The organism is Lactobacillus sp. ESL1191 (assembly GCF_058504435.1).
This window is the reverse complement of record NZ_CP196365.1, coordinates 242,501-262,205: the sequence shown is the minus strand read 5'-3', so window position 1 is coordinate 262,205 and position 19,705 is coordinate 242,501. Positions and strand designations below refer to the sequence as shown.

Here is a 19,705-nt window from a genome sequence, read left to right as displayed (position 1 = left end):
TTAAGTAAGCAACTTGCTTTTTGCTAAAAATATTTACTCCTAATTATCGTACTTCTTGTCGCTAATCACCTTACCATTACCAATTGACTTAATCTTTTGCTTACCATCATCCTCATCACCGACTTGGTGGAACAGACCGCCCGAGTAGAGCAAGACCTGCTTATGCTCATAATCATCATGTTCAAAGGTATAAGTTATCTTATACGTAACGCTACTACAATTATTAGGAGCTGGTGCAATTGAGACGATGCTACACTCCATTGAAAAATCAATAATTTCATCACTATTTCTAAACTTGGCCTCTTGTGTGTGCAGATCCTGGTAGCCTTTGTTCTCCGCACCGCCGATAAAGGCATCTTCGTCTGGAGAATTAAAGTTGTCCTGTAAGATACTCTCTGCATCATCCTGGCTGATTAGTCCGGGCCATTCTGGCTTAATGACATTACTGCTACTATCATCGTCATCATCGAAGCCTAAATCATCATAATTAACCATTTTCGACTTAATGGTTTTTCCTGCGATTGTAGCTTCAACGTAAATCTTCATATCAGCGGTTGCAGGATATTCTTTGAAATTTTTAGTACCTCTTCTGTTTAGTATCCCGACTTTCTTGTCATTTATATAAACATCAGCGCCCGGCATGCTCTTAACCATAAAGTTGACCGTCTTAATGTCCATATTAATGGCTTGGTTGGAATCAATCAGCATGCTCTTGTCAGCAGATAATTCATGGCCAGAGGCAATAGACTTGACTACGATATGATACTTGCCTGGAAAAAGCGGCGTAATCTTCTTATAATATTCCCCGCCGCTGCCATCAATGCCACCAAATTTTTGACCGTTAACATAAATACTGGAATTGGCGTGATTAGTCTTAATCTGCGGGGTGTAAGTCTTGAATTGCAGCTTGTATTTGGGGAAAAATAATAAGTAATGACCACTCCTGACCAGACTAACATCGTCAGACTGATCACTGTATTTAAGGTCATCCGCCATTTTATTTGCTTTTTCATAATTTTCTGCATAATACTTCTGCGTCGGCTTCAATGCCGCATCCGTCACATGCACATTCGGGTTATCAGAAGTAACGTACTGGCTCAAAGACTGACGTGAATTCTTCAATGCTGTGTTTATCTGTGCAAGCTGGTTATTGCGCTGATAATGGTTGGATCCCCAGGCATAAAAGATAACAAAAACAACTACCAGAGCAGCTAGACTACTCAAAATAATTTTGCTTTTCTGCTTCATTGGCGGCCGCTTCTTCGCAACCGTTGCTTGTTGCTGGGTTACAACTGGCTGCGAATTGGTTGCTTGCACGTTCTTGGTACGATGCGCTTGATTTGCTGCCTTCACCTTGAGTTGCTTCCCACAATTGGGACAGAACTCCGCCTTAGAGTCGACCTTTTGACCACAATTAGGGCAAAATTGACTTTCATTCATTCTCTTCACCCCTACATTCTACCAAAAGACATCATTTGTCCGATAATAGTCTGAAAAAGTAGCGCATTCAAGATTAACATCCCGACAAAATTGATTCCCAACGAAATCAGACAGCCATAGACTTTGTCCCGCTTTGCACCTTCATCACTAAGCAAGACTACTTGTTGACCCACTGAGAACAGCATTAAAATTACCAATAATAAAATTACAGCGGGCACAATACTGCCAGGCCCCATCAACATTAATAAAAAGAAGATGGCGGCAAAAATCAGGTTCAAGTTGCTCGCATGGGCGCTGCGATTGACAAAGTCTAGTAGTGCCACTTTTCGATCATAAATAAACTTGTGAGCCAAATAAGTACTGCCAATCATAATTATTTCATATAACAGAATAAACAGGAGCACTTTTAAAACGATCCCAAAGGAAAAATCGACCATGCTGAGGCCTTGTCCCGCTTCATTAAAGTGATTTGAAAAACTAATCGCAGCATGAAGTAGCGTGTTGGCACAGAAGTATAGGCCCAAAACAATTAGTAAGTCGACCAGTAGAATAGTCACCCAGCCGTACCAGCTTTCAGCTTGCACCGTGGTGTTCGCCGGATTTTTCCAAGAATCAAGGCACCATTGCCAATAGTAGCCCCAGACTCTTGCCTTTCCGGTTGTTTGGCCACTAGCCTGATTGTTTACTGACTGACTAGCCTCCACTTGTTGCGGCTGAACCGAGGGCTCTTCCTGCTGCTTAAGTGGTGCTTGCTGCGTCTTTGGGATTGCTTTTACTCCGCGTAAATCAGTTCCACAGGCTGTGCAAAAATTGACATCGGCTTCCATTGTGGCACCGCATTTAGGACATTTTTTCATTCATAACTCCTTCTCTAACTTATCTTATATTGACAATACAGATAATTATAAAACAACAAATAAACCACTTTTATTTCTCTGCTTTATCAACTTATTGTGAAAAAGTAGTATATCCAGTAATTGTAGAATTATTCAAAAATACTGTCAAATAGCCGCAAGATTCAATTTATTTATAAAGTGAATTTTTATTACAGTTAACCCGGGAAATTATAGTAAACTAGAAGACAGAAGAGAAACTAATTTTCTAATGAGGTAAGAAAAATGAAAATTGTAAATTTGGATAGTTACGCCTTAAATCCTGGAGATCTAGACTGGGCACCGCTTAAAAAATTAGGCGAATGTACTTTTTACGATCGGACACCTGTGGACAACGACGACGAAATTCTCAACCGGATTGGTGACGCAGAAATAGTCTTAACCAACAAGACCCCGCTGGACCAAACTGTCATCACTTCCGCACCCAAGCTTAAGTATATCGGTGTAACTGCAACGGGCTATAACGTGATCGATACGGTGGCCGCCCGAGCTGCTGGCATCCCCGTGACTAATATCCCGACCTACGGCACCGAGGCCGTTGCTCAGTTTACTTTTGCCCTGCTGCTTGAAATTACCAGTCAAGTCGGTTTGCACAACGAGTTAGTCCACCAAGGAAAGTGGTCGAGCAATTCTGACTTTACTTTTTGGGCTAAGCCATTAATGGAACTATCAGGCAAGACACTTGGCCTCATTGGTTTTGGTAGTATTGCCCAAAAGGTGGCTGAAATTGGCCACGCTTTTTCAATGAACGTGATTTTTTACAATCATCGGCCTAAGACAAACCTTCCAGCCTACGCTAAGCAAGTTGGATTAGACCAGTTATACCAACAGGCCGATATCATCAGTCTGCACGTTCCGCAGGCACCCGAAACTACCGAAATGATTAATCAAGAGTCTCTTAGTCAGATGAAAGACGGCGTTATCATCATTAATACTGCCCGCGGTGGCCTGATTAAGGAGGCCGACTTAGCTGCTGCCCTTGCTAGTGGTAAAGTTGGCGCCGCTGGTGTTGATGTGGCTGGGCGCGAGCCGATTCCAGCAACTAGTCCATTATTAGCCGCGCAGAACTGCTATATTACGCCGCACATTGCCTGGGCCCCCCGTGAAACTCGTAACCGGCTGCTCGGGATTGTGCTTGATAATTTGCGAGCCTTCCTCAATGGCCAAGAAATGAACGTGGTTAACTAAGTTAACACACAAAAAAGCCCGCTATACCAACTTAGGTATGGCTGGGCTTTTATTTTAGGTTAAAAAATTGCCTAATACTGCTTTTTGCTCAAGCAAAATGATTTGGGTGTAAAGCATAACTACTTAATAGTATTACTTGTGCTCTTCCTTAGCTGTTGGCAAGAAAAACGACAAGACTAGTCCCACTAGCACAAAGCTGATCATTAGGATAAAGCCCCAGTGGTAACCGGCGGCAAGCGCAGCACCTTTGCTTACCCCAGCTTTCATGGTTGTCGCCAGCGCAATTACCAACATTGCCAAAGCGGTCCCAAGAGAGCCACCAACTTGTCTGATAGTTGACGATGCAGCATTAGCATAGGCTGTAAGCTCCTTATTTACCAGGTTAATCCCGGCTGTGAAGGTGGTCATCATGGTAAAGGAAATTCCTACCATCCGTACTGCATACCAGATTCCAATAACTAGTAAACTTGTATCTGCCTTAAACGTTAACATCGGTAATGTACCCAGTAGTAACATCGCAAAGCCAAAGATTGACAGTTTCTTAATGCCAAACTTGTCATAAAGCGTACCTGAAATTGGATTGCAAATAACCATCACTAAGGCACCCGGCATCATTACCAGTCCTGCCGTTACAGCTGTTTCAGCCCTAGTTGTTTGTAAGTACAGGGGCAGAATCAATTCAATACCAACCATGGCGATGTTGCTAATCATGCTTAATCCTGTACAAAGGTCGAACTTTAGATTTTTAAAAATGCGGATATCCAGCAACGGTGTCTGCATCTTTAGTTGCCGTCGGCAGAAAAAGATGATAATCACTAAACCCAAAAGCAAACAAAATACGAGCGGCAGCGTGATTCTCCCAGTATTGCCAAGTTCAGATAAGGCGTACAGGACTAACCCAAAGCCAAAGATTGTTTCAAGAAACGAGGTCATATCAGGCGAGACAAATTTGGGCTGGGTAATATCCTTAATCGTAAAGGCGGCTGCCAGCCCCACCAGTAAACTGGTTACACTCAAAATAATAAACAGCATTTGCCAATCCGCGTATTTTAAAATCAACCCTGAAACGGTTGGCCCAACGGCAGGTCCAAAACCAATTACCAGACCGGTAATTCCCATTGCCATCCCCCGTTTTGCTGGTGGGAATAGTAATAAAATCACATTTTGGATAAAAGGCATTAACCCGCCGGCCGCAACTGCTTCAATAATACGTCCGACCAGTAAAGTGGTAAAGTTAGGCGCAAGCGCACAGACTACAGATCCGCTAAAAAAGATGGCCATCATCGTCAAATAATTGACCTTCAGGCTAAATGAATTAAAAATCCACGCGGACATTGGAATCATTAAACCAACGACCAATAAGTAGCCCGTCGTCAGCCATTGGGCAGTCGCTTGACTGACGCTAAAAGCATGCATTATTGTTGGTAACGCATTATTTAAAAAAGTCTCTGCCAAAAGAGCAACAAAGGCTCCAAATAGCAGAACGACCATCATCATGTTGCGCTGCCGGTTTGTCATTTTAGGGGTGCTGGCACTAGTCATGTTTTCTCTCCTTTTATGTAGTAAACTACACTTATGTTGATAAAAAAGAACATTAGAAGTTCTTAATAATCTGCTGCAAAGTTTTGGTAATTCGCTTAAGATCAGCCGGGCTGAGCCCCTGCACGATTTGCCGGTTGACCTCATTCATAATCGCATAGATATCAGCAAGATTAGTAGCAATAAAACTGCTGCCTGCAGTAGTCAAAGACAACTTAATCTGCCGGCGATCTTCCGGCATTCGTTCCGCACTCAGTAAGTTTGCCTTTTCTAAGCGTCGAACAACACTGCGAATAGTTGGATGACTCAAAACAAATTTATCGGCCAATTCTTTTTGCGTAATTGTCTTACCATGTGCTTCATACAAGTAAACCATCATCGTAATTTGCGGACCGGTCAGGTTATAATCGGTAATTGCCCGGGCTATCCGATTATTGAGTTCCTTCTCAATCAGCGTATTAGCAATCTTAATTAGCGGACCAAGTTCATTTAAGGATGAATTATTCATGTTTTCCTCCTTTAATATGTAGTTTACTACACTTTATTAAAAAAACAAGCATTTGATGAATAAGTTTACTTGTAACTAATTATTTTCCACCACTCTTACTTAAAGTAATCGCGTTAGGAATTAGCCGCATTACAACTATTTTGAAGCATTACTTGTTGTGAAAATATGATAAAATCTATAAATATAATATCTAATGCGGAGATAATATCAATGGCTTACCAAGAAATCACTTTAACAATTAACAACCAAGGAATACATGAAACAAAAATATTTCAAGGGATAAAAATTTACAGTCATTGTCAAAAGTCAGCTAACAATCAAACCAAAATATCTCAAAGAATTTATCAAACTCCTAAACATAATTATGTCTACTATCAGCGCACTGATGTCAATTGGAATTATTGGAGCGATCCTCACAAATATGACTCTGCTTTTGCTCCAGAAGATATCGATAATCAGATTATTTTTAAGGTCGTACCTCAATTGGCACAGTTGCAAACCTATTTAAGTACTGCATTAATTCAAAAGCTACAACAAAAAGTTGACCAAGGAACACTTATAGAAAAACTGGATATTTAACTATTAGCTTGTCTAATTTTGGCCCAAATCTCCGTAATAAACAAAAATCAGCCCGAGTTTATCTCACCTAGGTCAGATAAATTTGGGCTTGCTACATGTTCTTAACTTATGCTGATTGCCAGAATCGAACTGGCGACCTTTTCTTTACGAGGGAAACGCTCTACCAACTGAGCTAAATCAGCGCTTTTTGACAACGTTTAAATTATAGCAGAACTTAAAAAGTCATGCAATTGAATGCATGACTTTTCTTGCCTGATATTAATACTTTTAATGAACAAACCAGTGTTTCTTACATTACAGAAACGCTATTTTTAAAGATATAAATAGAATCATTTATACTATATTGATAATTTGTACTGCTTTTTGCAAGACAAATTATAAAATATAGCTGTAGAGTAAATGATATTATTATTTTTCTTTTGGTGTTTCTTCCATATTGTCTAGTGCATACTCACATGCTTGGATTACAAAACCTGAAAAGGTTACATTCTTACCCTTAATTGCCTGCTCGATTCTTTGAATGAGCTTAAGGGGAAACCTAACTGTTTTATTTTCAGTTTCCCTGTGATTTGGTTTGATTCTGAATGCCAAATTAATCACCTCCTGCAAGTTAATTATATGGGGCAAGTAGTGATAAATATGCATTGCATAATGCATTTTAAATTACGGCATAAAAAGAAATGCAAAGCGTATAATAATACTGTCAAAATTTCTAGCTCAAAATAAAGGAGGACGATTATTGCTAGCAACTATTCAGAAGGATAACAACAAGAAAGAATCATTAGGTAAAGGAGTAAAAATGAAAAACAATCACAAAATAGGTAAATTAATAATTAGTGCAGCTCTCGCCGGCACGCTGGTTGGGGTCTCAACGACAGTTCTGCCAAAACAACCGGGTGCCCTTCAAACTATTCAAGCGAAAAGTAAGAAAACCATCAAAATCAGCAAATATTCTGAAAATAATAATTGTATTTTAAAGTTTGATGTTACGACTAAGACCCTGCACATCAAGGAAGGCGCAAACAATAACATCTTAGGAACAACTCCAATCTATGAGGCAGTTCATAAGGCGAAAAAACATATCTCTAAAAGGCGCACATTCAAACCGAGTAACATCAAGCATATTAGTATTGATAATGAAATAGCCTTATCAGATGATTCTAAAGACCTGTTTTCAAAGCTGTACAATCTCGAAGATATTAGCGGACTTGATAAAGTAGATACGGGCATTACTTATAATTTAAGCAGTCTGTTTGCTAAAGATAAAAAATTGAAGTCTTTGGACTTAAGTAGCTGGGACACAAGTACGTTACAGGATTCTTATGAGATGTTTTCCGGTGACAAATCGTTAACTGAAATCAATCTGACTGGCTGGGGCATTAACTCCACTTCGGATTCGATTTTTGATGGTCTTGACACTACCAAAGTTAAAATCATCGGCATCGAAAAAAATGCAGACTAAGTTGCTTTAAAAAAATAATTATACTTGGTCAATGTTGTTATAGCTGTCAACAGCAGATTAGGAGAAAAAAGCCATATGAAAGTCCAAAAAAATCTGCTTGCATTAGTTGCGTTAATCAGCTTAGGCACGACCAGTAGTTTATCGGCTACTTCCGTCAATTCCGTGCAGGCAAAACCCACCAGAGCCGTCTTCCCCAAGAAAATGCGCGGCACCTGGTATCATTACGATAATATAACCAAACGAATTGAAAAAGAGATTTATACTAAAACGAAGTTAATATCGTATTATGACGGCAAAAAAGAAGTGCAGTATTTACACAATAAACCCACAAATGATCCAGCCTATCCCAAGCATGAAACAAAAAAAGAAAACTGGATTTATATTTTAGAACCTACGACAACTGTTCGCGGACGCAGGTGGATTCTTATAGCAGGCTGGTATCAAACAACAGGAGGAGCCTCTTTTAATGTTTCTACGCTTAAGGGACATCAAGTTTTAACCAGTGCTAGTGGTCATGATTTGGGAGGTACCATCCACCGTTATCACTCTTCTAAACTTGCTAACCGGCTTAAAAACCGTCATTATCCTCACTTTGTGTATTAAAAGTTAGAGGATAAAATGATACTTAATCAAAAAATCGCCATCGTATTGTGTGATCGCGCTTTAACCGCTGTCGAGCCACTACGCTTATCAACAATAATACTCAGCGTTAAAACTGCGTAAAGCATCATATCGTTATACCAAGACAGGTAAGCGCGTTTCAAGAAAACTCTTGAAGCGAGGTTCCGTTGTAAAGAGCAATGGCAAGGTTTATCGTATCAAAGGTAAGACTTATTACCGGATTGCAAAGAATCGTTACATTCGTGTCGTTAACGTAAAACTAGTTTAAAGTAATTTCTTGTGCATAAAAAGCATAACCAAGAAATGAGCCCCGTAAGTTGAACAACCTATGGGGCCTTTCATTATCTGCCAAATCTTACCTTATTTCCAATCTAGACACAGTTTCTGTTTATGCAATAATTCTGGCAGTTGATCGCGATCAATGGTCCTAATGTTTAACTTATTACCAGTAATCTGTTTGGTAAAAGAGTCAATGCGCCGGTTGGCATCACGCAGGTCATAATACGTGGTTACCTCCTGGTCGTACTCCTTGAGATCATCAACCTTAAAGTTGCGCGAATAGTCATTTTCAAAGGTGGTAAACTCAAGTGGCAAGCGCGGCTTAAGTTGCGGCTGCTGGTCTGGGACTCCAACTTGCATCCCTAGCGCCGGAAAAGTCAATTCGGGCAGGTCTAGCACTTCTAACATTGCCAAGGGATGATCGTTAATCGTGCCCAGCGGCACATAACCTAGCCCCATACTCTCCACTGCATTGGCCACATTTTGCCAGGCCAGCAAGGTGTCATCCATCCCCTGGAAGAAAATATCTGTCGTATTCACCCGGCCGTCGTCCTGCCCCAGTTGCTGGCGAATTTGCTGATTACGGTACAAGTCAACCACAAAAATTAACAAGTCACCTTCTGCTCCAACATATTGCTGCCCGCATAAATCCCTAATCTTTGCCTTTTTTCTTTCAGCAGTGATATGCAACAGCGTTGCATTCTGCATGAACATGCTAGTGGCCGTATGCTGGAAGACCGTATAAAGGATGGTCAGCTGGTCCTTAGTGAGCTGCTTATCCTTAAATTTTCGAATCGATCGGTGATCAAGCTGCTGGTCAATTGTTGAATTGTGCATCATGGTTAGCGCTTCTTTCTATATTACTAATAATAAGTAAGTAACTTCATTATAGCATAAAAAATGCCTCCTACTTTTGCTACGCTGTGCTAAAATTTACTTAACTATTTATATTCACATGGAGGTAATTATGCGTATATTAGTTGTTGGTGGAGCGGGCTATATTGGCTCTAACGCAGTTAGAGGACTCATTAACCAGGGTAATGAGGTGGTCATACTCGACGCCCTCTACACCGGTCACCGTAAAGCGGTCGACCCCCAAGCCAAGTTTTATCAAGGCGACATTGAAAACAAGTTTTTAGTTAGCCAGATTTTGCGCAATGAGCACATTGACGCCGTAATGCACTTTGCTGCATACTCCCTCGTGCCAGAATCCGTAAAAAAGCCTTTAAAGTATTACGACAACAATGTCTCTGGCATGATTGCCTTACTTGAAGCAATGAAGGATGCTGGCGTCAACTACCTAGTCTTTTCATCAAGTGCAGCAACATATGGTATACCCAAGCAACTACCAATCACTGAGGATTCACCGACGGAACCAATCAATCCATATGGTGAAACTAAGCTCATGATGGAAAAGATTATGCACTGGGCTGACCAGGCCGATGGAATTAAGTCGATTGCCCTACGTTATTTTAACGTTGCAGGAGCTTCTAGTGACGGTAAAACCGGAGAAGACCACGCACCTGAAACTCACCTGATCCCCAACATTCTCAAGAGCGCAGTTAGCGGTGATGGCAAGTTGACCATCTTCGGAAATGACTACGACACCAAAGACGGCACTAACGTGCGCGACTACGTGGAAATTTCTGACTTAGTTGATGCCCATATCCTAGCACTTAAGCACTTGATGACAACCAACAAGTCAGATATCTTTAACCTGGGCACAGCTCATGGTTATTCTAATTTAGAAATTTTGCAGGCGGCATGTGAGGTTACCGGTATTGACATTCCCTATACAATGGGCCCAAGACGAGGTGGGGATCCTGACAGTCTGGTAGCTGATTCGACTAAAGCAAGAACTATCTTAAAGTGGCAGCCTCAACACGAAAATGTCCAAGAAGTTATCGCTAGTGCCTGGAAGTGGCATCAGACTTGCCCCAATGGCTACGATGACTAAATAAAAAAGCTGGCAACACCTTAGAGCATGAAATGAGTCCCGAAAGTTAGACAACTTTTGGGACTATTTTTATAACTAAATTAGCTAAAAGACAGAAAATTGAGCTTTATTATCAGCGACCAAAATTCTACTTAACTGTTTATTTACCAATTATTGTATACAGATCCAGGTCATGAAATTTGCCATGATATTTCAACTCATCCTTGAGTAAAGCAACATGGGTAAAATGCAGCCGGGTGGCAATTGCCCGACTAGCGTGGTTATCATGCTCGGCCAATAAATTCAACCGATGCAAACCGAGTTCGACCCAGGCAAGGTCAATTATTTGCTCTACCGCCTTGGTCATAATACCTTGACCTTGGAAGGCTTGTCCAAGCCAGTATCCAATTTCGCCGCTTTCGTTTTTCAAGTTAATCTTGTGCACATCAACCATGCCTGCAGGTTGATGATCAACTAAAACGACTAGCACTAATTTCCGATAATTGGCCGTATCTACCCGGATCATCTTAATAAAGTCAACTTCATCTTGCACAGTTACCACTTTATCAGCCCATGGCAAAAAGCGGGACAAGTCTGAGCGATCTTGTTTAACCAACTCAAACAAGGCCGGCGCATGGCTGAGTTCCGGTAAAGCCAACTGAATAGTCAGATTATTAAGCGTGAAGTTACGGCTAACAAACATTTAAATACCCTCCCATTTTTAGTAAATTTATCATACTACAAGAAAAGCCCGCTGGACTATTTTTTTAAAATTAGGACAACCTAGTATTTTTACTGGTCCTTTAAATCAAACTATTGGGTAAATGTTATAATTAAATAATATCCCAGTTTGAAAAATGGAGTGATCTGATGAGTAAAAAAGACCAAAAAAGCGAACCCACTTATGAACGGACGCTAACCAACGCCCATATTCAGCTAATTGCCTTAGGCGGAACAATTGGTACCGGCTTATTTTTAGGTGTGGGCAACAGTATCCGGCGAGCCGGTCCTAGCGTTATTCTGATCTACGTGATTGTCGGAATTTTTTTGTTTCTATTGATGCGGGCACTGGGAGAGTTGATAGTTTCCGACTTATCCAAGCACACCTACATTGACTTTATTAAAAAATACCTTGGCAAAGATATTGGTTTTATTACCGGCTACCTATACTGGATTAGCTGGATAACCCTGGGAATGGCCGAAATGACGGCCTTGGGCATTTACTTTCAGTACTGGTTCCCGCATTTGCCTACCTGGGTGCCGGGACTGGTCACAATTGCTATTTTGCTCTTTATCAACCTACTGTCGGCCCGGCTTTTTGGCAATCTGGAGTTCAGCTTTGCCATTATCAAAATTGTGACCGTAATTGCCTTTGTTATTCTAGTTGGTTATTTACTAGCTAAAGGTGGTAAAACTAGCTTTGGGCCCGTGACCCTTGCCAATCTAACCACTAATGGCGGATTTTTTGCTAAAGGCAGTAATGGCTTTTTCTCAGGCTTTCAAATGGTTATCTTTAGCTTTGTAGGTGTGGAACTGGTCGGGGTAACGGCTGCTGAAGCACAGAATCCCCAAGTTGTTATCAAAAAGGCTATCAACCAAGTACCCGTGCGGATTATTCTTTTCTATGTATTGGCAATTATCGCTATTCTCATAGTTATCCCTTGGCCCCAAATTTCCACTTCATCCAGTCCCTTTGTGCAAACCTTGGCCGCAACTGGAATAAAAAATGCCGGCTCAATCATCAACTTTGTGGTGATTTCTGCAGCCGTCTCCTCCACCAACAGCTTCCTGTATAGTGCTGGCCGTTTACTGTTCTCAGCCACCTTCAACGGTGAAGGCAAATGGAATAAAACCTTCGGTCAGCTGCGGCGGCAACTACCACAGAATGCTCTCATCTTATCTGCTGGACTCATGGCACTTGCTCCACTGGTTATCATCATGATTGGTAACAGTGCTTTTGACTTTATCTCGTCCACCTCAACCAGTATGTTCCTAATTATCTGGTGTTTAATGCTCCTTACCCATATCGTATACCGCCGCAAGACTAACCAGCAAGAATTGACCACTTTTCAAATGCCGGGTTTTCCTTGGTTGGATTATCTTGCCCTAATCTTTTTTGTCTTGATGATTGTTTTACTATTAATTTTACCAGCCAACCGAACGGCAATGATTGTAGCAATTTTGATCTTCGTTTTGCTAGCTAGCACAGCTAAACTTTGGACTAAAGAAAAAGCAGCTTAGCTTGGTACTTGTTTTTGTTCAAATTTTATATTAAAATCGCAGTTAAATACACATCATAGTCGCCACCGGGTGACCGCACTTAGTGAACTCTTTAGGTCTTAGTAGAGTTTACTAAGTGTTTTTTATTATTAGGAGAATTACCATGACTGCACTAATTGTTGACCAAGAATTTTGGTCATTGTTTCCAGATGCACAAATTTTTGCTATTGAATTACGAAACATTGACAACCATATCCCTACTGACCAAACAGAGTATCAATTGCTACTTAGTCAGGCTGAAGAACAGGCTAAATCATTTTTAACCGCGCCAGACTTTAAGAATAATTCTGTTATTGCCGAATGGCGCACGGTCATGACCAAGTTTAAAAAGAAAAAGGGGCTCGTGCTTCAATTGAGGCTTTACTAAAAAGAGTCGACCAAGGCCACACCTTTACCCCAATTAATCCTCTAGTGGATATTTATAACAGCATTTCATTAGCCTACGGCGTTCCCTGCGGGGTGAGGATCTCGACACGCTAACTGGCACCATGCACTTAGGGTTAGCACAGGGCAATGAAGCTTTCTATCCAATTGGCTCCGATAAAAACGACCCACCCCGTCCCCAAGAAGTAATTTATTATGACACCAGTGGTGCCATCTGCCATTCTCTCAACTGGCGTGATGGTGAGCGCACCATGCTTACAGAAAAAACAAAGAATGCAATTTTAATTATTGAAGGTATCACTGATCAACAAAAAGCCAGAGCGCAAAATGCTATTAACGCGCTGCAAAATGAGATCTTTGACAAGTTAAAAGTTAAAGGAACAATTAAATGTTTTAGCAAAAACTAGACAAAAAATTCCGCGGTAAGGTTACTTACCGCGGAATTTTGCTATTTATGAATAAATCTACTCTTAATTTTCTGCCACAGACCTAAGGCCCGCCGCATCCGATCAGCCGGTACATACTTCCGGATAGCCCGCAAAGCTTCCTTGTTATTGCGCGCCGAGAAGATAAACTCCCCATTTTTACGCGTTCTAACTTCAAAGCGCGGAATGTACCGGCCACCAAAATGCACATCAGCCACAACATAGGTTACTTCTGCCCAGGGTATCTGGACATAGTCAGCGGGGTTACGGTCATTGTAAAACTCAAACGCCTTATTGCCGACCATGATTTTACCGTAGGTCGCTACACCGCGAAACCAAGTTGCACTGGATGTTAAATCGAAGTTGATATTACTTGATTCAACCATTTTTTACAGTACATGCAAAACGTGCAATACCACACCGACAATAAAAATACCGATGATGATCACAATTGGTGAAACTTTCTTCTTTAATAACCACATACAGAAGAAGGTTAATAAGAGACCAGCAAGACCTGGGATTAACATATCCAGATTGTTCTGTAGCGTTGTTACCTTGAACTTGGTTAAAGACAAGCCATTACTTTGATCAATCAAAGCTTGTTGAATCCCTTTGGCACCAGCTGGAAGTGAGTTCCAATCAATGTAGCCACCCTTTTGAATTGGTGTTTTCGAGACGATTGGGGTGAACTTGATGTTAACCCAGCGCTCAATTAGTGAACCTAAAACGAACATTCCCATCATGGAAGCGCCTCGGGTAACCTTTTGCAAAAGTCCACCGGACACATCGTTAGTAATTGCAGAACCCGCACGATAACCGAATTCCTGGGTGTACCACATAAATGCCAATCTAATTGCGTTCCAGATAACAAAGAACAGAATTGGTCCCAGCAGGTTACCCTGAATCGCCATTGAAGCACCGAGCGCACCAACAATTGGCCGCACCGTGTACCAGAAGACTGGGTCGCCGACACCGGCCAGCGGTCCCATCATTCCAACCTTAACGCCCTGAATAGCCTCGTCTTCAACCGGAGCACCATTAGCCTTATCCTCTTCTAAAGCCAGCGTAACACCCAAAATTGGTGAAACTAGGTAGGGGTGCACATTGAAGAACACCAAGTGTCGCTCAAGAGCTGCTGCCATATCATCCTTGTCAGAATATAACTTACGCAAAGCTGGGATCATCGAATATGCGAACCCACCGTTCTGCATTCTTTCATAATTCCAAGAAGCCTGCAAGAATTGTGAGTGCCACATTACTTTGAAGCGGTCGGTTTTAGTTAATTTGATTTTTTGATCAGCCATAATAAAATCCTCCTCTTAAATATCACTTTAATAATCATCAATGATATCGCCGAGTGGGTCGCCGGTACCGTCATTATCTGAATTTGAATTGCTGCTGCCACCCTTTGACTCAAGTGCCAAGTACATCACAGCCATTGCTAAACCGATTGCACCCAAAGCAATTAGGGTTAAATTTTGAATTGCTGCCAGGGCAAAACCGATGGCAAAGAATGGCCAAACTTCACGACTAGCCATCATGTTAATTACCATTGCATAACCAACTGCTACCACCATAGCACCACCGATTTGCATGCCTTCACTTAGCCAAGCAGGCATTAAGCCCAACCAGTACTGAACAGTTGAGGCGGGAATAGCAAGCAACAAAGCAGCAGGGATAGCAATTCGTAACCCTTGCAAGCAGACATCAAGCCATTGCCACATATTGATTTTGCGCCAATTGCCCTTTTTAGCATCAGCATCCATAATGTGCACAATACCAGTAGAAATAGTCCGCACAATCATGGTCAAGAACAAACCGGCAACGGCTAATGGCATCGCAATCCCCGTAGCCATACCGATTCCCTTGGTACCTTGGCCACTTTGAACTAAGATGATAGCTGAGGCAACGGAAGCCAAAGCAGCATCGGGAGCCACAGCTGCACCAATATTAGCCCAACCGAGGGCGATCATTTGTAAATAACCACCTAACATAATTCCCAAGTCTAAGTGTCCCGTAACCAATCCAATTAGCGTACAGGCAACCAGAGGTTGGTGAAATTCCCATTGATCCAAGATGCCTTCCATACCTGCTAAAAAGGCAACAAGAACAACTAAAATCATTTGAATAGCATTCATTTTTTTGCTCCTATCCTATTATTTCTTTTGTTCGTCTAGTAAACTTTGAGCCTTAGCCAAAATTGCGTCCATGTTGCCTGACTTATCGGTCGGAACCTTACGAACATCATACTTAACGCCCATCTTTTCAAGTTCATGGAAAGTGTCGACGTCTTCTTGGTTCATCGACAATACATTGTTAGCATTAACATCGCCAACCCGGTAAGACATTGAGCCCACATTAACCGTCTCGATATTAACCCCCGCTTTGACTACCTTTAAAACATCTTCGGGATTTTCAAAGAGTAACAGGGCATGAGTATTGCCAAAACGTGGATCTTGAGCAATTTCAATCATTTTTTCGATTGGCACCGTATGAGCTTTAACGCCCGCTGGCGCTGCTTCACGAATCATGCTCTTACGCATTTCATCCTTAGCCACACTGTCAGAAACGACAATAACTCGGTCTGGATGCATTGCTGGAATCCAGCCAGTAGCGACCTGACCATGCAGCAACCGTGAATCAATTCTGGCTAACACAAATTTAATGTGGCCATCGCCTACAACAGTTCCTTCGGGAATTTCCTTTTGGTCAGCAGCTTTAGTCTTAGGAGCAGCTTGATTAGCTGCTGTTGGCATTAAGTCAGCTGGCTTTGTCTTAATGCCTTCCTGAGCTGGGGTAATAATTGCAGTCGCAACTTCGTGCGCAGTGGCCTCAGGATTCGTCATCCGTTGCGTTAACGCTTCTACCACCATTGGTAAATTCATACCTGATACAACTGCCCAAGCAGGTTTTTCTTCAAGTAAACTATTCGCCTGGTTGAATGGTGTACCTCCCCATAGATCAACGATTAGTAATACTTCATCTTTATTGTCAAATGAAGCAATCGCGTCTTCCATTTTACCTTTAATGTCATCTGGCCCCTCATCAGGCGTCAAAATAACATGGGCAAAATTGTCTTGTTCGCCGAACAGCATTTGCGCAGACTGCGCAATTCCATCGGCGAAACCGCCATGGCTGGCTAATACAATTCCTACCATGAGATTTCCTCCTTTAGATAAAATATATCCTTGACTATTATACCTTTTGAAAAACCTTAAGTCACGCGGTAATTGGCGATTTTCAACAATCTTTAAGATAACAGAAGCGGATTTTTGCATAACAAGAAAGGATTGATTGCGCTCAAAAAAAGGACCTGGGGGTCCTCTTCTCTTACTTGCTCCGGCTGTCAGACTCGAACTGACGACATCTTGATTAACAGTCAAGCGCTCTACCAACTGAGCTAAGCCGGAATATTAAAAAAGCACGGCAGCGTCCTACCCTCGCAGGCAGTCTCCCACCAACTACGCTCGGCGTTAAGAAGCTTAACTGCTGTGTTCGGCATGGTTACAGGTGTTTCCTTCTTGCTCTTGCCACCGTACTTTTCTCTTTTTGAGTTTTTACACTCAAAACTAAATATAATCCTTCGAAAATTCCCTTCCCCAATCTTTAGCTTGCACTCGCTTTGGTCAAGTCCTCGACTGATTAGTACTAGTCCGCTCCAAACCTCACGGCTCTTCCACTCCTAGCCTATCTACCTCATCGTCTTTGAGGTGTCTTACTACTTTCGTATGGGAAATCTCATCTTGAGGGGGGTTTCGCACTTAGATGCTTTCAGCGCTTATCCCTTCCATACGTAGCTACCCAGCTATGCCCTTGGCAGAACAACTGGTACACCAGCGGTATGTCCATCCCGGTCCTCTCGTACTAAGGACAGCTCCTCTCAAATTTCCAACGCCCACGACGGATAGGGACCGAACTGTCTCACGACGTTCTGAACCCAGCTCGCGTGCCGCTTTAATGGGCGAACAGCCCAACCCTTGGGACCTACTTCAGCCCCAGGATGCGACGAGCCGACATCGAGGTGCCAAACCTCCCCGTCGATGTGAACTCTTGGGGGAGATAAGCCTGTTATCCCCAGGGTAGCTTTTATCCGTTGAGTGATGGCCCTTCCATGCGGTACCACCAGATCACTAAGCCCGACTTTCGTCCCTGCTCGAGTTGTCGCTCTCGCAGTCAAGCTCCCTTATACCTTTACACTCTGTGAATGATTTCCAACCATTCTGAGGGAACCTTTGGGCGCCTCCGTTACTCTTTAGGAGGCGACCGCCCCAGTCAAACTGCCCATCTGACACTGTCCCATGCCTCGCTTAGAGGCCCTGGTTAGAGCAGCCATCAAACAAGGGTAGTATCCCAACATTGCCTCTGATAATACTGGCGTACTATCTTCTCTGGCTCCTACCTATCCTGTACATGTTTAACAGCTACTCAATATCAAATTGCAGTGAAGCTCCATGGGGTCTTTCCGTCCTGTCGCGGGTAACCCGCATCTTCACGGGTATTATAATTTCACCGAGTCTCTCGTTGAGACAGTGCCCAAATCATTACACCTTTCGTGCAGGTCGGAACTTACCCGACAAGGAATTTCGCTACCTTAGGACCGTTATAGTTACGGCCGCCGTTTACTGGGGCTTCAGTTCAAAGCTTCGCTTACGCTAACCTCTCTCCTTAACCTTCCAGCACCGGGCAGGTGTCAGCCCCTATACGTCGTCTTTCGACTTTGCAGAGACCTGTGTTTTTGATAAACAGTTGTTTGGGCCTATTCACTGCGGCTGGCTCTTACACCAGCACCCCTTCTCCCGAAGTTACGGGGCTATTTTGCCGAGTTCCTTAACGAGAGTTCTCTCGCTCACCTTAGTGTTCTCCACTCGACTACCTGTGTCGGTTTGCGGTACGGGTACGTTAGCTCTCACTAGAAGCTTTTCTTGGCAGTGTGACTCTAGAACCTTCGCTACTTTAATTTCGCTCCTCATCACGACTTGTGCTTTCCGGAAAAAAGCATTTGACTCTTCTCCACACTTATCGTTTAAACATGGGCTTCCAGCGCCATGCGTTCTTTGCCTCCTGCGTCCCTCCTTCGTTTTTAACGATCTAACGCAGTACAGGAATTTCTACCTGTTGTCCATCGACTACGCCTTTCGGCCTTGCCTTAGGTCCCGACTTACCCTGGGCGGACGAGCCTGCCCCAGGAAACCTTAGTCTTTCGGCGGATAGGATTCTCACCTATCTTGCGCTACTCATACCGGCATTCTCACTTCTAAGCGCTCCACTTATCCTCTCGGTTAAGCTTCTCCGCCCTTAGAACGCTCTCCTACCACGTGTATTACTACACATCCACAGTTTCGGTACTATGCTTAGCCCCGGTAAATTTTCGGCGCAAAGTCACTCGACTAGTGAGCTATTACGCACTCTTTTAATGATGGCTGCTTCTAAGCCAACATCCTAGTTGTCTACGCAACTCCACATCCTTTTCCACTTAGCATAGATTTTGGGACCTTAACTGGTGATCTGGGCTGTTTCCCTTTCGACTACGGATCTTATCACTCGCAGTCTGACTCCAGTGCTTTGATCCATGGAATTCGCAGTTTATCTGAATTCAGTAACCCTTGATGGGCCCTTCGTCCAAACAGAGCTCTACCTCCATGATCATCCTCGCACCAGGCTAGCCCTAAAGCTATTTCGGAGAGAACCAGCTATCTCCAAGTTCGTTTGGAATTTCACCGCTACCCACAACTCATCCCCGCAATTTTTAACTTACGTGGGTTCGGTCCTCCAGTGCGCTTTACCGCACCTTCAACCTGGTCATGGGTAGGTCACTTGGTTTCGGGTCTACATCCACTAACTTACTCGCCCTCTTCAGACTCGCTTTCGCTCCGGCTCCGTCCTTTTTGGACTTAACCTCGCTAATTAACGTAACTCGCCGGTTCATTCTACAAAAGGCACGCCATTACCCCTTAACGGGCTCTGACTACTTGTAGGCACACGGTTTCAGGTTCTCTTTCACTCCCCTTCCGGGGTTCTTTTCACCTTTCCCTCACGGTACTGGTTCACTATCGGTCACATGCTAGTATTTAGCCTTGCGAGATGGTCCTCGCTGCTTCAATCGGAATTTCTCGTGTTCCGACCTACTCAGGATCCTGCTCGGCGCGCTCGCAATTTCGCTTACGGGGCTTT

General features: G+C 42.9%; 18 protein-coding genes, 2 tRNA genes, 2 rRNA genes and 1 pseudogene (1 of these 23 only partly in view). 8 read left to right on the top strand and 15 right to left on the bottom strand.

What is annotated here, in order from left to right:
- Nucleotides 1-39: 39 nt before the first annotated feature.
- A complete protein-coding gene (locus ACSYSN_RS01385; protein WP_491712481.1) occupies nt 40-1,440 on the bottom strand; it encodes a zinc ribbon domain-containing protein in 1,401 nt (466 codons plus the stop codon).
- An 11-nt stretch (nt 1,441-1,451) separates the two neighbouring features.
- Nucleotides 1,452-2,297 (bottom strand): DUF6574 domain-containing protein, encoded by an 846-nt coding sequence (locus tag ACSYSN_RS01380; protein ID WP_491712480.1) that lies wholly within the window; start codon nt 2,295-2,297, stop codon nt 1,452-1,454.
- A gap of 261 nt (nt 2,298-2,558) precedes the next feature.
- Here ACSYSN_RS01380 and ACSYSN_RS01375 point away from each other — a divergent pair, with 261 nt between their 5' ends.
- A complete protein-coding gene (locus ACSYSN_RS01375; protein WP_491712479.1) occupies nt 2,559-3,521 on the top strand; it encodes a D-2-hydroxyacid dehydrogenase in 963 nt (320 codons plus the stop codon).
- A gap of 132 nt (nt 3,522-3,653) precedes the next feature.
- Here the strand turns inward: ACSYSN_RS01375 and ACSYSN_RS01370 are convergent, their stop codons facing one another.
- Complete coding sequence (locus ACSYSN_RS01370) at nt 3,654-5,063, bottom strand: MDR family MFS transporter (RefSeq protein ID WP_491712478.1); 1,410 nt, start codon at nt 5,061-5,063, stop codon at nt 3,654-3,656.
- A 52-nt stretch (nt 5,064-5,115) separates the two neighbouring features.
- Nucleotides 5,116-5,568, bottom strand: coding sequence for a MarR family winged helix-turn-helix transcriptional regulator (locus ACSYSN_RS01365; protein ID WP_491712477.1), 453 nt, complete (start codon nt 5,566-5,568; stop codon nt 5,116-5,118).
- Between the two features lie 210 nt (nt 5,569-5,778).
- On the opposite strand from ACSYSN_RS01365, the gene ACSYSN_RS01360 reads away from it, so the two are divergent.
- Nucleotides 5,779-6,147: an EXLDI protein gene (locus ACSYSN_RS01360; RefSeq protein WP_317637749.1), complete on the top strand. Its 369-nt coding sequence runs from the start codon at nt 5,779-5,781 to the stop codon at nt 6,145-6,147.
- Nucleotides 6,148-6,256: 109 nt separating this feature from the next.
- On the opposite strand, the gene ACSYSN_RS01355 is transcribed toward ACSYSN_RS01360, so the two are convergent.
- A tRNA-Thr gene (locus ACSYSN_RS01355) sits at nt 6,257-6,329 on the bottom strand.
- 226 nt (nt 6,330-6,555) lie between these two features.
- On the bottom strand, nt 6,556-6,738 hold the full coding sequence (locus ACSYSN_RS01350) for a YlcI/YnfO family protein (RefSeq protein ID WP_317637748.1): 183 nt from the start codon (nt 6,736-6,738) through the stop codon (nt 6,556-6,558).
- A gap of 148 nt (nt 6,739-6,886) precedes the next feature.
- Here ACSYSN_RS01350 and ACSYSN_RS01345 point away from each other — a divergent pair, with 148 nt between their 5' ends.
- The 3 genes from ACSYSN_RS01345 (at nt 6,887) to ACSYSN_RS01335 (ending at nt 8,498) form a co-directional block, all read left to right on the top strand.
- The gene (locus ACSYSN_RS01345) at nt 6,887-7,609 is read left to right on the top strand and encodes a BspA family leucine-rich repeat surface protein (protein WP_491712476.1); all 723 of its coding nucleotides are present in this window, start codon (nt 6,887-6,889) and stop codon (nt 7,607-7,609) included.
- A 75-nt stretch (nt 7,610-7,684) separates the two neighbouring features.
- Entirely contained in the window at nt 7,685-8,212 is a 528-nt protein-coding gene (locus tag ACSYSN_RS01340) for a hypothetical protein (RefSeq protein ID WP_491712475.1), read from the top strand.
- A 169-nt stretch (nt 8,213-8,381) separates the two neighbouring features.
- Nucleotides 8,382-8,498 (top strand): SLAP domain-containing protein, encoded by a 117-nt coding sequence (locus ACSYSN_RS01335; RefSeq protein WP_491712474.1) that lies wholly within the window; start codon nt 8,382-8,384, stop codon nt 8,496-8,498.
- Nucleotides 8,499-8,590: 92 nt separating this feature from the next.
- Here ACSYSN_RS01335 and ACSYSN_RS01330 read toward each other — a convergent pair whose 3' ends face one another.
- A complete protein-coding gene (locus ACSYSN_RS01330) occupies nt 8,591-9,349 on the bottom strand; it encodes an NADPH-dependent oxidoreductase (RefSeq protein WP_491712473.1) in 759 nt (252 codons plus the stop codon).
- Between the two features lie 127 nt (nt 9,350-9,476).
- Between ACSYSN_RS01330 and galE the strand changes: the two genes are divergently transcribed.
- Nucleotides 9,477-10,466, top strand: a complete 990-nt coding sequence (galE, locus tag ACSYSN_RS01325; protein WP_491712472.1) for a UDP-glucose 4-epimerase GalE — start codon at nt 9,477-9,479, stop codon at nt 10,464-10,466.
- Between the two features lie 139 nt (nt 10,467-10,605).
- Here galE and ACSYSN_RS01320 read toward each other — a convergent pair whose 3' ends face one another.
- The gene (locus ACSYSN_RS01320; RefSeq protein WP_491712471.1) at nt 10,606-11,148 is read right to left on the bottom strand and encodes a GNAT family N-acetyltransferase; all 543 of its coding nucleotides are present in this window, start codon (nt 11,146-11,148) and stop codon (nt 10,606-10,608) included.
- 167 nt (nt 11,149-11,315) lie between these two features.
- Between ACSYSN_RS01320 and ACSYSN_RS01315 the strand changes: the two genes are divergently transcribed.
- Together ACSYSN_RS01315 and ACSYSN_RS01310 are read left to right on the top strand one after the other, a co-directional pair.
- A complete protein-coding gene (locus tag ACSYSN_RS01315; RefSeq protein ID WP_491712470.1) occupies nt 11,316-12,686 on the top strand; it encodes an amino acid permease in 1,371 nt (456 codons plus the stop codon).
- A 142-nt stretch (nt 12,687-12,828) separates the two neighbouring features.
- A pseudogene (locus ACSYSN_RS01310) lies at nt 12,829-13,516 on the top strand (B3/B4 domain-containing protein).
- Between the two features lie 41 nt (nt 13,517-13,557).
- Here the strand turns inward: ACSYSN_RS01310 and ACSYSN_RS01305 are convergent.
- The 7 genes from ACSYSN_RS01305 to ACSYSN_RS01275 form a co-directional block, all read right to left on the bottom strand.
- A complete protein-coding gene (locus tag ACSYSN_RS01305; protein WP_491712469.1) occupies nt 13,558-13,920 on the bottom strand; it encodes a DUF956 family protein in 363 nt (120 codons plus the stop codon).
- A 3-nt stretch (nt 13,921-13,923) separates the two neighbouring features.
- Complete coding sequence (locus ACSYSN_RS01300) at nt 13,924-14,838, bottom strand: PTS system mannose/fructose/sorbose family transporter subunit IID (protein ID WP_317637738.1); 915 nt, start codon at nt 14,836-14,838, stop codon at nt 13,924-13,926.
- A 27-nt stretch (nt 14,839-14,865) separates the two neighbouring features.
- Complete coding sequence (locus ACSYSN_RS01295; RefSeq protein WP_317637737.1) at nt 14,866-15,672, bottom strand: PTS mannose/fructose/sorbose transporter subunit IIC; 807 nt, start codon at nt 15,670-15,672, stop codon at nt 14,866-14,868.
- Between the two features lie 18 nt (nt 15,673-15,690).
- Nucleotides 15,691-16,692 (bottom strand): mannose/fructose/sorbose PTS transporter subunit IIA, encoded by a 1,002-nt coding sequence (locus tag ACSYSN_RS01290; RefSeq protein ID WP_491712468.1) that lies wholly within the window; start codon nt 16,690-16,692, stop codon nt 15,691-15,693.
- A gap of 179 nt (nt 16,693-16,871) precedes the next feature.
- Nucleotides 16,872-16,944: transfer RNA gene (locus ACSYSN_RS01285), tRNA-Asn, on the bottom strand.
- A gap of 11 nt (nt 16,945-16,955) precedes the next feature.
- Nucleotides 16,956-17,072 (bottom strand): 5S ribosomal RNA (rrf, locus tag ACSYSN_RS01280).
- An 84-nt stretch (nt 17,073-17,156) separates the two neighbouring features.
- Nucleotides 17,157-19,705 (bottom strand): 23S ribosomal RNA (locus tag ACSYSN_RS01275) (it continues 362 nt past the right edge of the window).

Bases quoted from the DNA above. Each gene is read 5' to 3' on its own strand.
- ACSYSN_RS01290 (WP_491712468.1), bottom strand. From the start codon at position 16,692: ATGGTAGGAATTGTATTAGCCAGCCATGGCGGTTTCGCCGATGGAATT.
- ACSYSN_RS01330 (WP_491712473.1), bottom strand. From the start codon at position 9,349: ATGATGCACAATTCAACAATTGACCAGCAGCTTGATCACCGATCGATT.
- ACSYSN_RS01370 (WP_491712478.1), bottom strand. From the start codon at position 5,063: ATGACTAGTGCCAGCACCCCTAAAATGACAAACCGGCAGCGCAACATG.
- ACSYSN_RS01305 (WP_491712469.1), bottom strand. From the start codon at position 13,920: ATGGTTGAATCAAGTAATATCAACTTCGATTTAACATCCAGTGCAACT.
- ACSYSN_RS01380 (WP_491712480.1), bottom strand. From the start codon at position 2,297: ATGAAAAAATGTCCTAAATGCGGTGCCACAATGGAAGCCGATGTCAAT.
- ACSYSN_RS01375 (WP_491712479.1), top strand. From the start codon at position 2,559: ATGAAAATTGTAAATTTGGATAGTTACGCCTTAAATCCTGGAGATCTA.
- ACSYSN_RS01340 (WP_491712475.1), top strand. From the start codon at position 7,685: ATGAAAGTCCAAAAAAATCTGCTTGCATTAGTTGCGTTAATCAGCTTA.
- ACSYSN_RS01320 (WP_491712471.1), bottom strand. From the start codon at position 11,148: ATGTTTGTTAGCCGTAACTTCACGCTTAATAATCTGACTATTCAGTTG.
- ACSYSN_RS01360 (WP_317637749.1), top strand. From the start codon at position 5,779: ATGGCTTACCAAGAAATCACTTTAACAATTAACAACCAAGGAATACAT.
- ACSYSN_RS01295 (WP_317637737.1), bottom strand. From the start codon at position 15,672: ATGAATGCTATTCAAATGATTTTAGTTGTTCTTGTTGCCTTTTTAGCA.
- ACSYSN_RS01365 (WP_491712477.1), bottom strand. From the start codon at position 5,568: ATGAATAATTCATCCTTAAATGAACTTGGTCCGCTAATTAAGATTGCT.
- ACSYSN_RS01385 (WP_491712481.1), bottom strand. From the start codon at position 1,440: ATGAATGAAAGTCAATTTTGCCCTAATTGTGGTCAAAAGGTCGACTCT.
- galE (WP_491712472.1), top strand. From the start codon at position 9,477: ATGCGTATATTAGTTGTTGGTGGAGCGGGCTATATTGGCTCTAACGCA.
- ACSYSN_RS01300 (WP_317637738.1), bottom strand. From the start codon at position 14,838: ATGGCTGATCAAAAAATCAAATTAACTAAAACCGACCGCTTCAAAGTA.
- ACSYSN_RS01315 (WP_491712470.1), top strand. From the start codon at position 11,316: ATGAGTAAAAAAGACCAAAAAAGCGAACCCACTTATGAACGGACGCTA.